This window comes from Paenibacillus filicis, from assembly GCF_038070315.1.
Taxonomy (GTDB): Bacteria; Bacillota; Bacilli; order Paenibacillales; family NBRC-103111; genus Paenibacillus_G; species Paenibacillus_G filicis.
The window spans coordinates 81,236-94,143 of sequence record NZ_JBBPCC010000020.1 but is presented as its reverse complement, the minus strand read 5'-3'; the positions used below and the strand labels follow the sequence as shown (position 1 = coordinate 94,143).

11 protein-coding genes are annotated in these 12,908 nt (G+C 58.3%); 2 read left to right on the top strand and 9 right to left on the bottom strand.

Translation table 11 applies throughout. The features are described 5' to 3' along the window. The first annotated feature begins 62 nt into the window (after window positions 1-62). On the top strand, window positions 63-1,838 hold the full coding sequence (locus WMW72_RS25855) for a phosphodiester glycosidase family protein (protein ID WP_423227599.1): 1,776 nt from the start codon (window positions 63-65) through the stop codon (window positions 1,836-1,838). 117 nt (window positions 1,839-1,955) lie between these two features. On the opposite strand, the gene hemL is transcribed toward WMW72_RS25855, so the two are convergent. Next, window positions 1,956-3,257, bottom strand: coding sequence for a glutamate-1-semialdehyde 2,1-aminomutase (gene hemL, locus WMW72_RS25850; protein ID WP_341418468.1), 1,302 nt, complete (start codon window positions 3,255-3,257; stop codon window positions 1,956-1,958). A 134-nt stretch (window positions 3,258-3,391) separates the two neighbouring features. On the opposite strand from hemL, the gene WMW72_RS25845 reads away from it, so the two are divergent. Then, the gene (locus tag WMW72_RS25845) at window positions 3,392-4,057 is read left to right on the top strand and encodes a Crp/Fnr family transcriptional regulator (RefSeq protein WP_341418467.1); all 666 of its coding nucleotides are present in this window, start codon (window positions 3,392-3,394) and stop codon (window positions 4,055-4,057) included. Window positions 4,058-4,079: 22 nt separating this feature from the next. On the opposite strand, the gene hemG is transcribed toward WMW72_RS25845, so the two are convergent. The 8 genes from hemG to WMW72_RS25805 all read right to left on the bottom strand — a co-directional run bounded on the left by hemG (window position 4,080) and on the right by WMW72_RS25805 (window position 12,905). Continuing rightward, entirely contained in the window at window positions 4,080-5,525 is a 1,446-nt protein-coding gene (hemG, locus tag WMW72_RS25840) for a protoporphyrinogen oxidase (RefSeq protein WP_341418524.1), read from the bottom strand. A gap of 5 nt (window positions 5,526-5,530) precedes the next feature. Continuing rightward, window positions 5,531-6,496 carry a ferrochelatase gene (hemH, locus tag WMW72_RS25835; RefSeq protein WP_341418466.1) on the bottom strand — a complete coding sequence of 322 codons (966 nt, stop codon included), beginning with the start codon at window positions 6,494-6,496 and terminating at the stop codon, window positions 5,531-5,533. A 1-nt stretch (window position 6,497) separates the two neighbouring features. Further along, the gene (gene hemE / locus WMW72_RS25830; RefSeq protein ID WP_341418465.1) at window positions 6,498-7,571 is read right to left on the bottom strand and encodes a uroporphyrinogen decarboxylase; all 1,074 of its coding nucleotides are present in this window, start codon (window positions 7,569-7,571) and stop codon (window positions 6,498-6,500) included. A gap of 183 nt (window positions 7,572-7,754) precedes the next feature. Then, the gene (gene hemB, locus WMW72_RS25825; RefSeq protein WP_341418464.1) at window positions 7,755-8,750 is read right to left on the bottom strand and encodes a porphobilinogen synthase; all 996 of its coding nucleotides are present in this window, start codon (window positions 8,748-8,750) and stop codon (window positions 7,755-7,757) included. A 37-nt stretch (window positions 8,751-8,787) separates the two neighbouring features. Continuing rightward, window positions 8,788-10,329 (bottom strand): uroporphyrinogen-III C-methyltransferase, encoded by a 1,542-nt coding sequence (cobA, locus tag WMW72_RS25820; RefSeq protein ID WP_341418463.1) that lies wholly within the window; start codon window positions 10,327-10,329, stop codon window positions 8,788-8,790. Between the two features lie 51 nt (window positions 10,330-10,380). After that, complete coding sequence (gene hemC, locus WMW72_RS25815; RefSeq protein WP_341418462.1) at window positions 10,381-11,328, bottom strand: hydroxymethylbilane synthase; 948 nt, start codon at window positions 11,326-11,328, stop codon at window positions 10,381-10,383. A gap of 20 nt (window positions 11,329-11,348) precedes the next feature. Further along, window positions 11,349-12,062, bottom strand: a complete 714-nt coding sequence (locus tag WMW72_RS25810; RefSeq protein ID WP_341418461.1) for a precorrin-2 dehydrogenase/sirohydrochlorin ferrochelatase family protein — start codon at window positions 12,060-12,062, stop codon at window positions 11,349-11,351. 18 nt (window positions 12,063-12,080) lie between these two features. Next, a complete protein-coding gene (locus WMW72_RS25805) occupies window positions 12,081-12,905 on the bottom strand; it encodes a cytochrome C assembly family protein (RefSeq protein ID WP_341418460.1) in 825 nt (274 codons plus the stop codon). Window positions 12,906-12,908 lie beyond the last annotated feature (3 nt).

The window sequence follows — 12,908 nt, the reverse complement described above, 5'->3', positions numbered from 1 at the left end:
ATGATAGAATGTATGGAAGATTCACAGACACATTAGGGCAAGAGCCCTATTACGGGAGAGGAATGCATTTGAACGGCAGTTTGCAAGCGATTCGTCAGTGGAGTTTGATCAAGAAGACATTGTTTGTCATCGCGCTGCTTACCTTTGTTACATCCAGCTTTCTGTACCTGACCGCTCCAGGCGGCAAGATCCGCCAGTGGCTTGCGGAAACCGTCATTACAACTCAGCATCGTAGTTGGGCCTGGATCTTCGTTGGCGCAGAGCGCCGTGACCTGATGGTCAAGAAATTGCAGAACGACATCGAGCTCGCTGCAGCGGAGGAGCAGAATCTGGGACTTGTTTCCGTACGTAAACATGACCAAAAACACCGTTCCATCAATGAACTTATCAAGGTGGAGGATATCTCGTCACAGTTCTATAAAGGCAAGAAAATGTATGTATATGACCCAACCACTATCAAAATCATGACCCCGAGCAAGGTTGGCGAGGGCGAGCGGATCACCTCTATGGTCAATCGAACCGGTGCGGTCGCTGGCCTCAACGGCGGTGCGTTTAATGACCCCGAAGGACTCGGCAACGGCTTTGCGGCACTGGGCATGATCGTTTCGGAAGGCGAAATAATTTTCACCGATCAGGACGGATCCATCCCCCAGCATATCGTCGGATTTACGAAGGAAGGCCGTCTGGTCGTCGGCAAATACGACGCCTTCGAGCTGCGGGATATGGGCGTTACGGAAGCCGTTTCCTTCTACCCCCGGCTGATTGCCAACGGCAAGCCGCTTATCACCAGCGGTGACGGCGGCTGGGGACGCGCACCCCGGTCGGTTGTAGGGCAACGGGCAGATGGAACCGTGATCTTCATCGTCGTCGACGGACGGCAGACGCATAGCGTCGGGGCGACCCTCAAGGAAATGCAGGATTTGCTGCTAGAGGAAGGCTGCGTCATTGCAGGCAATCTGGACGGCGGCGCTTCCTCGGAGCTCGTCGTAGACGGAGAACTGGTTACCAAGCCATCCAGCCGGTACGGCGAACGCAGATTGCCGTCGGCCTTCCTGGTCTATGATAACCCGGGCTCTGTCAAAGCCCCGAGGATCTGGGATGGTATCGACAAAATCGATGCAGGCGGCTCCTATGACCATCCGGACTTCCTGCGCGAGCAGGCCGAGAAGAAAGCCAAGCAGCAGAACAATCCTTCCAACCCTCCGGCCAAACCGGCTACGGAGACGGACAAAACGAAAACAACGCCAGGCAAGCAGGACTCAGTCAAGCATGATACGGAAAAAACACCGAATGGCAGCGGAACTCCAGCTGACAACAAAGACGGTAAAGATAACAAGGATAATAAAGCAAACACTCCTACCGGCGGCAAAACATCGCCTCCAACAGGGACAACAGGCAAAGGAGCAACAGGTTCTCCCGGCAAGGGAGAAGGAACTGGAATCGGCTCTGGAGCAGGCTCCGGCAACCCTGCCAACGCGGAGGGGGACAAAGAAGGAAGCGGCGGCATAAGTGATAACAACAAGGCGCCTGCCAGCAATACGCAATCTCCAGGCAAGAGCGATTCGAATCCGAGTGAGACGCCTGCCGGCTCCAAGGGAACGACGCCCGGAAACAACACAGGAACGGGAGCCGCAGACTCCTCTTCCCCCCCGCCGTCAGGCGGACAGGCCAATAATCCAGCCAAGACTGGCGAACCCCCTTCGGGTTCCACAGGCTCTAACGCCTCCGGGCAATCCCCGGCTTCGGGCAACAACAATCCGGAGAAGTCCGATGCAGGCAAAACAGCTCAAGATCCCAACCCGCCTGCGCAACCGCCAGCCGGCACGAAGACACCTTAGCTTGCTCGTACATAGTGTGCGTGGGCCGAGCACCTTGAGCCCGAGTCGCTTGTATGCATCAGCAAAGAACCCTCCAGCCAGTTAAGGCTGGAGGGTTCTTCTTTGGTTGTGCTGCGATTATAGCGAACGAAGGGCTTCACGGTGCGCCGCGATGGTCGCTTCGATATCTTCGTCCGTGTGGGCAGCCGATACGAACAAACCTTCGAACTGAGACGGAGGAATGCTGACTCCCTGGTCGAGCAGCGAAGCGAATACTTGGTTGAATCGCTGCAAATCGGACGTTTTGGCCAGCTCGTAATTGGTAACCGCCTGTTCCGTGTAGAATGGGCACACCATGGAACCGATCCGGTTGATCGTAAGCGGGATGCCCCGCTCAGCCGCATTGGCGGCGAAGCCCTCTTCCAAACGCGCTCCGTGACGCTCCAGCTTCTCGTACACGCCGGGCTCACCTAGCAGCTTCAACGTCGTATAACCAGCCGCCATCGCGAGTGGATTGCCTGACAGCGTGCCGGCCTGGTAGATCGGGCCAGACGGTGCGATCCGCTCCATAATATCCCGTCTGCCACCATACGCGCCGACGGGCAGTCCGCCGCCGATGACCTTGCCGAGACAGGTCAGATCCGGAGTAATGCCGAATCGCCCTTGAGCACAGTTCAAGCCGACACGGAACCCGGTCATCACCTCATCGAAGATGAGCAGGCTGCCGTGAGCCTTCGTGATGTCCCGCAGGCCCTGCAGAAAGCCGGGCTGTGGCGGGACGACCCCCATATTGCCGGCTACCGGCTCGACGATAACCGCCGCAATCTCGCTGCCGAATTTATCGAAGGCAGCACGGATCGCTTCCAGATCATTGTACGGCACGGTGATCGTATTCACGGCCACGCTCTCCGGTACCCCAGGGCTGTCGGGAAGTCCTAAAGTAGCGACACCGGACCCCGCCTTAATCAGCAGCGAATCCGCATGACCGTGGTAGCAGCCCTCAAACTTCACAATCTTGTTACGTCCGGTATAGCCGCGAGCCAGACGCAATGCACTCATCGTCGCCTCTGTGCCGGAGCTAACCATCCGTACCAGATCCATCGACGGGACCCGCTCAATGACCAGCTTAGCCATCTCCGTCTCAAGCTCCGTAGGGGCACCGAAGCTGGTCCCCAGCTCCGCGGTGCGCTTTACAGCCTCAATAACCTCGGGATGGGCATGACCGAGGATCAGCGGGCCCCAGGAGCCGATATAATCGATAAACTCGTTGCCGTCGATGTCATAGACGCGCGACCCTGCTCCTCTTTTCATGAACATCGGCGTTAGGCCGACGGATTTGAAGGCACGGACCGGACTGTTCACACCGCCCGGAATAACCTGCTTCGCTTCCTCAAATGCAGCTGCGGAGCGGGCATCCGACCGCTTGGAAGTTTCACTCATTTCCTCCCACACCTTTCCCATAAATTAACTTGAAAACTAAGAAAAACCGCTATATAATGAACCGGAAAATGGGCGGAATCTGCTGGACAGACCTGCCGGTCCCCTTCCGATACAGAGAGAAACGAGGAGAAATCATGATTGATTTTCTAAGGAATGTTCCACTGTTCAGCAGCCTGAGTCCCCAGCAGCTCGACAGCATCGCGGCGATCTGCCACAAGAAAACCTTCGCAGGCGGAACCGTCCTGTTCGAAGAAAAGGAGCCCGGCTCCATCTTCTACATCGTGTTCAGCGGTTCGGTCAAAATCTACAATCGCTCGCAAAGCGGAGAAGAGAAAGTATTGTCAGTGTTCAAGGCCGGCGATAGCTTCGGAGAGCTGTCCCTGATCGACGGAAAGCCCCGTTCCACCTCTGCCCAGACGCTGGAAAACAGCGTGATGATCACCTTGGCCGCCTCCAGCTTCCTGGCGCTGCTCCGCACCAACTTCGATATCTGTCTGCTCATCATGCAGGAGCTAAGCGGACGGCTGCGTGAGACGAACCAACATGTGTATGATCTGACTTTTCTCGATGCCCGGTCTCGCGTGATCAAAAACCTGATCAAGCTGGCCAATAAAAACGGCACCCGGCAAGGTCATATCGTCACCATCCGCACCATGCTGGACTACAACGAGATTTCGCAGCTTGCCGGGGTTCAGAAGCCGGTACTGATGCAGGTCATCCGCGATCTTCAGGAAAAGCAGATCCTGACCTTTCAAGGCAGCGATATGATCTTGAATCTAAGCAAGCTGGGCACCGCCTGAGCAGACGCGGCAGGCCGCTCCCTCACTTGAGGCCTGCTGGCTTCAGCCGCTTGGCCAGCTGCAGCGCCGTCTCCTTGCCCTGACGGATACAATCGGGCAACCCGACGCCGTAGAAGGCCGCTCCGGTCGCCAGCACGTCAGGCAGCTCGGCGGCCAAGCTTTCACGGACACGGCGAATCCGCTCCAGATGACCAACCGGGTACTGCGGCATCGAGCGGAGCAGCGGCGTCATCTCCGTGAAGAGCGGCTCTGCCGAAATCCCCATCGTTTCCTTCAAATCCTTGCGCACCGCGCGGATCACTTCATCCTCGGTCATATGCATCCACCGGTCGTCGCCGGAACGGCCGACATAACAGCGCAGCAGCACTTTCCCCGTAGGGGCCGTATGCAGCCATTTGACCGACGTCCATGTACATGCGGTGATGAATCGCCCTTCCCCGCGGGGGACGACGAAGCCTGAGCCGTCCGGCTTCTCCTTCAGATCGTTCTCGTCGTAAGCCAGGACGATATTGGCGACCGACACGTGCTGGATCGCCTTCAGTTCCTCAGCAGCTCCGGGCGCCGCTTCCGCCAGCAAGGCAGCCGTCGCATAAGCCGGCAGCGTCACGATGACGCCATCAGCCTCCTCCAGCTCCCCATCCTCCCGGACAAGCTCGTATCCATCCCCAGCTCGCGTAATCGATGAGATGCCACAGCCCTTCACGAACCGCACATTATCCAGCGCACCGATCAGCCCGTGGATGATCGTCTCCAATCCGTCCTTGAACGTCAGGAACGTCGTATTCTTTGCAGCTTCAGGCAGTGTGCGGCTTTCTGCACCGCCTTCCTTGCGGTTCTTCATCATGCCCAGAATCAGGCTCCGGTGCTTCTGCTCGATGCTGTGGAACTGAGGAAAGGTTGCTTGCAGGCTCAGGGAATACGTATCCCCGGCATAGATGCCTGCGAGGAGCGGCTCGGCGATCTGCGACAGCACCTCAGGCCCCAGTCTCCGCTCCAGAAAGGCCCCCAGCGACTCATCCTCGGGCGATGTACGCTTCGGCAGCACCAGATCGAGCGCCGCTCTCAGCTTCGCCTTGGGCGACAGCAATCCGGTGCGCATGAAAGGTCCGAGCCGGGTCGGGATGCCCAGCATCAGCCCCGGAGGCATCCGGTGCAGCTTGCCTCCGGACAAAATATAGGTTTTCTTCGCATTCGGATTCGTGCCGGTCAGATCCTCCTCAAGACCGAGCTCACGGGCCAGCTCCACCATCGCGGGCTTGCGGGCCAGGAAAGAATCCGGTCCCTGCTCGATCACGAAGCCATCCCGGTGGAGCGTCTTGATTTTGCCGCCGAAGGAGTCGCTTTTCTCATAGACCGTGATCCGGTAAGGCACTCCGTCCGCTTCCATCTGTTTTTTCAGATAATAGGCCGCGCTCAGACCGGTAATACCGCCTCCGATAATGACCGCGCGCCTGGGACTCGTTTCCATAGTCGTCATTCCTTTGCGGCGAACGCACGCTCATACACGACATCGCTCAAGGTTTCCATGTAGAGAGGATCTGTGTTCAACGAGCGCGTGCGTTCCAGATGAATGCCAAGCTCCTTGGCCGTACTCTGCGCTTCAATGTCGAGGTCATAGAGCACCTCCAGATGGTCGGAGACGAAGCCGACCGGACAGACGAGCACATGCTCTGCCCGCTGCTCTTCCTTAACCGTGCGCAGCACGTCCAGCAGATCGGGACCAAGCCAAGGAACGCCGGTCTGACCCGCGCTCTGCCAGCCGAACTGCCACTGCGTGACGCCGGCCTTCGCCGCGATCGCCCTCGAGGTTTCCAGCAATTGCTCCGGGTAAGGATCCTTCATCTCCAGTATCTTCTCCGGAAGACTATGGGCTGTGAACATGACCAGCACCTTGTCCTTAGCCACGCCTTGGAAGCGGGTCAACGTTTCCTCCACACGGATCGTGAGCGCTTCGATCAGCTGCGGATGCAGATGATAGCTGCGCACGAAGCTGATGCTAAGCCCCAGCTCATCCGCCTTCTCCTGTGCGCGCTTGATATAGCCGCCCACGCTCATGATCGAATAATGCGGAGCCAGTACGACGCCGACCGCTTCCGTAATGCCGTCCGCCACCATCCGTTCGACGCCGTCCTCGATGAGCGGAGACGCATGCTTAAGGCCCTGGTAACAAACGAACTCGGCGTCCGGGTGCTTCTCGTTCAGCCGGTTCTCCAGCGCTTTGACCTGATTGTCGGTATTCTCGCGAAGCGGGAAGACCCCCCCGACGATGGCTTCATACCGGTCGGTCAGGTCCTTAAGCTGCTCCGGCGACGGGGGATTGCCTCTCCGGATATGGGTATAGTAAGCCTCGACCTGCTCGATGCTCTCGGGTGTCCCGTAGGACATGACGAGCACGCCGATTTTCCGGCGGCCCGTCTGGTTAGTCGTCAGATCGCTCATCTTATGCGCCGCTCCCTTGTTTGACCGCAGCCTGCTCCTTCAGCGCCTGCCGCGAATAGTCATGTACGAAGTCCGTTAGCTCCTTAAGCTTCTCCAGGGAAGCCTCCGGGAACAACCCATGGCCGAGATTAAACACATAGCCCGGCTGGCGCACGCCCTCATCGATAATGGCCTTGGCCTGCTCCTGGATCACCGACATCGGTGCCGTCAGTATATAAGGGTCCAGGTTGCCCTGTACCGCGTAGCCGCCGCCCAGACGGCGTCTGCCCTCGTTAATCGGCACCCGCCAGTCCAAGCCGATGACGTCCGCCTGGAGACCCTGCAGCTCAGGCAGCAGCTCTCCAGAGCTGACGCCCGGGAAATAAATCTTAGGCACGTCCAGATGGCTTAGCTCGCTAAAAATACGGCGCATCGTCGGCAGCACAAATACGCGGAAATCCGCCGGAGAGAGCGCACCCACCCAGCTGTCGAATACCTGGAACGCTTTCGCGCCCGAGGCGACGTGGGCCTTCAGGTACGTAATCACCATGTCTCCAAGCTTGTCCATAAGCTGGAACCACACCTTCGGATCACCGTACATCAGCGACTTGGTCCGGATATAGCTCTTCGATGGCCTGCCTTCGATCAGATAGCTCGCGATCGTGAACGGAGCGCCTGCAAAGGTAATGAGCGGTACCTCGAGATCGGCTACCAGCAGCTCGATGGTACGCAGGATGTGAGGCAGATCGGCCTCCACCTGGATCGGACGTAGTCTCTCCACGTCAGCCGCCGTCCGGATCGGGTTGTCGATGACCGGCCCGATATTCTTCACAATATCGAAGTCAATGCCTAGCGAAGCAACCGGATTCATAATATCGGAATATAGAATCGCCGCATCAACACCCAACTTCTTCACTGGCATCAGCGTGACTTCAGCTGCCAGCTCCGGCTGCTTGCAAATTTCCAGCAGGCTGTATTTTTCCTTGATCTTCCGGTAATCCGGATCGTATCTTCCCGCCTGACGCATGTACCAAACCGGCAGCTGGTCGACGGGCTCACTTTTACAAGCACGTATAAATAAATCGTTATAACTCATGGATGCATCCTCTTTTCCGCAAACTTCCAAGCCTATACCTACCATTATGCCCTATTTGGAAACGGGTAACAACGCATGACCGGGTTCGTTTTCCGACAAAAGTTTGACATTGCCCGGCCTGGCTGCAAAAAACGTCCTGGCTCCCCGAGAGGAAACAGGACGTTGAGCAGCCGGGATACCTGGCTAAGCTTGCAGCCAGCGAACGATATCCTTGGCAAAATACGTAATGATGAGATCCGCGCCGGCGCGCTTGAAGCCGACCATCGTCTCCAGCACGACAGCCCGCTCGTCGATCCAGCCCTGAGCTGCGGCGGCCTTGACCATGGAATACTCCGCGCTTACGTTATAGGCGACCAGCGGCAGCTGATAGCGGTCGCGCAGCATGCGCAGCACATCCATATAAGCGAGCGCAGGCTTTACCATCAGGAAGTCGGCGCCCTCGGCGATATCGCTCTCCGCCTCGCGCAGCGCTTCTCTCGCATTGGCCGGGTCCATCTGGTACGTCTTGCGGTCGCCGAATTGCGGCGTCGAATGCGCGGCGTCACGGAACGGCCCGTAGAATGAGGACGCGTACTTGACCGAATACGACATGATCGGTACATCCTCATACCCTGCTGCATCCAGGCCTTGACGGATCGCATGGACGAAGCCGTCCATCATATTGGAAGGCGCGATAATATCCGCTCCGGCCTCCGCCTGGGAGACGGCCGCCCGGGTCAGCAGCTCCAGCGAAGGATCATTCTTCACATCCGCTTTCCCCTTAGCCTCATCCACATGGATCACGCCGCAATGGCCGTGATCCGTGAATTGACACAGGCAGGTATCGGCCACGATCAGCAGCTGCGGCGCCCAAGTCTTGATCAGCCTTGTCGCCTGCTGCACGATACCGTTAGGGTCATAGGCCGAGCTGCCGTGTGCATCCTTGTCGTGCGGCACGCCGAACAGCAGCACCGCCTGAATGCCCAGCGCCACGATCTCGCGGATTTCCTCTTCAAGCCGGTCCAGGGAGAAATGATACACGCCCGGCATCGAAGAAATTTCATCCTTCACGTTCGTGCCATGTGTCACGAAGATCGGGTAGATCAAGTCATTCACCGTCACGGCGTTCTCGCGCACCAGATTGCGCAAAGCGGCCGAGGAACGCAGCCGGCGGTTTCGGATGATCGGAAAACTACTCATGGTAAATCTCCTCCTTGCCGTTCTCGGACGGCACAGATTAATCGGGATTGGACGGCTCCAGTATGCTGTGGACCAGGGAATCGACTGTAGCTTCGTCCGCCACATAATCGACCTTCAGCCCCAGCTTCTCCGCCGTTTGGGCCGTGAGCGGCCCGATACAGGCGATCTTGCAGCCCTTCAGCAGCTCCAGCGGCTCCTCCACCTCAAGACGCTTTAGCGCCTGAATGAGATTCGTAACCGTCGATGAGCTCGTAAAGGTAACGATATGAATCATGCCTTGCTGCAGCAGCCCGACGACCTCGTCGCCGCCTTCCGTCTCCAGCACATTTTCGTAAATATCGATTTTGACGACGTCCATCCCCAGCTCCCGAAGCTTCTCGGGCATCGCCGTACGGGCGATATCCGCCGTCGCGAGCAGCACGCGTTCTCCCTGCTTCAAGCGGGGAACGAGCGTCTCCAGCAGCGCATCGCCTTGGAACACCGGCGGGATGGCTTCGACGAGCAGCCCTCTCTCTTCTAAAGCCGCCGCTGTCTTAGGTCCGACAGCAACCAACCGTGCACCGGCCATGGAGCGGATATCCAGACGCAGCTCCTTCAAGCGGTCAAAGAAGGCCTCCACCCCGTTCACACTTGTGAAGATGACCCAGTCGAACGTGCCAAGGCTCCCCAGCGCTTGGTCGCGAAGCTCCCGCGCTTCCAGCCGGCTCGGCGGCTGCGTACGGATCACCGGAAACTCCACCGCCTCGCCGCCCCGCTCCTCGATCTGGCTGACCAGCTCGCTCGCCTGACTGCGCGCCCGTGTTACGAGAATACGCCGCCCGAACAGCGGCTTCTTCTCGAACCAGGCCAGCTTATCGCGGAGCCTCACGACCTCGCCGACGATCGTGACGGCAGGCGACTGGAATCCGGCCGCCCGGACCTTCTCCGCGATATCGGCCAAGGTGCCGATCAGCGTTTCCTGCTCCATCCACGTTCCCCAGCGGATCAGGGCTACCGGGGTCTCCGGGGATTTGCCGCCCTGCATCAGCTGCGCACAGATCGTCTCCAGGTTGGCTACGCCCATCAGGAAGATCAGCGTTCCGGACGCTTGCGCAACATTGGGCCAGTTAACGCTGGAATACGTCTTGTTCTTATATTCATGTCCAGTCACGATCGAGAAAGAGGACGTGAAATCGCGATGGGTCACCGGAATGCCCGCATAGGCCGGTACAGCGATCGCAGAGGTGATACCCGGTACGATCTCATAGGGAATGCCGTGCTCAGCGAGAAGCTCCGCTTCTTCCCCAACACGTCCGAACACGCTCGGATCGCCGCCCTTCAGCCTCGTCACGGTCTTGCCTTGAAGCGCGAGGTCCACCAGCAGCTGATTGATCTCTCCCTGCTTCATCATATGCTTGTCCGGCAGCTTGCCGACGAAAATTTTCTCCGCTCCCCGTTTCATGTGCCGGAGCAATCTCGGATTGGCAAGCCGGTCATAGACAACAACATCGGCCCGCTGGATCGCCTCCAGTCCGCGCAGCGTGATGAGCTTCGGGTCGCCGGGACCCGCTCCTACCAAATAAACGGTTACGTTGCTCATGAGACGCTTTCTCCCCTCACCCTGATTATCTCTCTCTCTGATATGCCGCCGCTACTCCCGGGCAGCATCCAGCAGCTCGGCCGCTCCCCGGCCGATCAAGATCTCAGCCAGACTCGTTCCAAGCAATTCCGGGTCATAGCCGGTGACGGTGTCCTTCAAAATCTGCTTGCCATCCGGCGAGCCGACCATGCCGGTCAATTCGATACGCGGACGCCGTTGTCCGTCCAGCTCCCCTGTCAGCTTCGCATAAGCGCCGATCGGCACCTGACAGCCGCCGTTCAGCTTGCCAAGGAAAGTGCGCTCAGCCTCGGAGACGATTGCCGTTTCCTCATGGCTGTACTTGGCGAGCAGATTCAGCACGAACTCGTCGTCGCTGCGGCACTCCATGCAAAGCGTTCCTTGGCCCACGGCCGGCAGGGAAAGCTCCGGCTCCAGGTAGGCGGAGATGTGGTCCTGCAGGCCCAAGCGGTTCAGCCCGGCTACCGCCAGCACGATCGCATCGAAGCCTTCCGTCTCCAGCTTGCGCAGCCTGGAATCGATATTCCCGCGCACCGGCTCGATCTGCAGATCGGGACGCGCATGCTGGAGCTGGCTCGATCTGCGCAGGCTGCTGGTGCCTACCTTTGCGCCCTGAGGCAGGTCGTCCAGTCCGTAGCCGTCCCGCATAATCAGACAATCGCGCGGGTCCTCGCGCTCGGGTATGGCTCCGAGCACCAGCCCTTCCGGCAGCTCAAAGGGCATATCCTTCAAGCAGTGTACAGCGATGTCCGCCTCGCCATCCAGCAGCGCCTGCTCGATTTCCTTCACAAACAGTCCTTTGCCGCCTACTTTGGACAAGGTCACGTCGAGAATCCGGTCGCCCCTTGTCACGATTTTCTTGATCTCGAATTCCGCTTCTATGGCATGCTCGGCGCACAGCTTCCGCAGATGCTCCATCACCTGCTCAGCCTGCGTTAACGCCAGCGTGCTTTGTCTCGTTGCTATTACGATCTTCCGCATCGATGATTGCCCCCCCGTTTTTATGTATAGTCGTGCTTTCCCAATTCTTCGAGCCATGTCCCGATCCTTCGAATCCCATCCGCTGTAGGTTCGCCATGCAGACGCTTCATCAGCTCTTCGAACAGTGGCCCGGGCAAGCGCTCTCCATCCTTCATATGCGGCCTGAGATTCCACTGCAGCATGCCGCGGAACATCGACTGGCGTTCCCGGGAGTCGGATACGAGCTGCTGAACGGCCAGCCTCAGCTCCAGCAGTACCTCCAGGTAAGCGTCATATCCATCGCCGAGCCAGTCACTAATCTCATCGCGGACAAGCTGCGCCATCCCGGGGCTTGCGCCTGCCGTGGACACGGCGACGGTCAGCAAACCCTGCCTCAGCACCGCAGGCAGCATGAAGTCACCATGCTCGGCCTCGTCCGCTCCGTTCACCCAGATGCCGAGAGCGATACCTTCCTCGCGAACGGCAGCGTTGACAGCCGGGTCATCGGTTGCTGCGAAGAGCAGCGACGCCTTTCCTGCCTCCGCCATCCCGCGCTCAAAGGGGCTGTCTATCCATTGCAGCAGCCCTTCTCCAGCCAGCCGCCTCAGCTCCGCTGTAACCTGGGGACTGATCACGGTTACATCAGCACCGGCCCTGAGCAGCCCGGCTGCTTTACGCTCGGCTACTCTGCCACCGCCGACCACACAGCAGAGCTTCCCTTCCAGCCGCAGCATGACCGGATAGTATAACGTCATCTCTGAGGCCTGCTTTCCCTACGACCACTGATGGAAGGTCGAGTAGTAGTTGGTTAATACAAAGTTAGCCAGCATAATCACGAAGGCCCCCAAATTCCACAACGCCAGCCGGTTGCCCGGCGACTTCAACAGCATCCGCTGGAACAAATAAAACACGTAAGCCAGCAGCACAAACCATGAATTCAACACCTTCGGATCCAGAAACAGCGCGTAGTCCCCTTGGATGGAGATCCAGACAATGCCCAGCGAGATCGTCATCAGCATGAGCGGAGCGCCGATGAGTACCGATACGAATGCAAAATGATCCATCCGCTCCAGACTTGGCAGACGCTGCATCCGCTGCGACCACTTTTTCTCCTTCAGCCTGCGGTGCAGGAACAGATACATGCCCGAGAAAACGGCCGATACGACGAAAGCCGCATACCCGGCCACCGCCAGCGAGATATGGATGAACAATAGCTCGTCCTTAATATTCCAGTGAGACAGCGCAGGCGACAAGCCCGGCTTGGAGAACATATTGAGTGCCAGTACCGCAAACCCCAGTACGTTCACGAAAAACACAAACAGCTCGATCCGGAAAAACCGGCTGATCGCCAGTGACACGGTCACAAGCAGCCACGCGAATATAAACAGCGTCTCAAACATCGAGAACGCGGATAAGCTGGCATGGGCCGCCAGGCTGGAGATCAGATAGCCTGTCTGCAAAACCCATACAAAAAGAAGCAACCCTGTCCCCATCCGTTTGGCGCTTCGGTTCGGATTGCTGAAATCCGCGAAGTAAAACAGGAGGCTCAGGGCATACATATAAAGTATTGCATCGTAAAACCAGGTTTGGGTGACCATGGT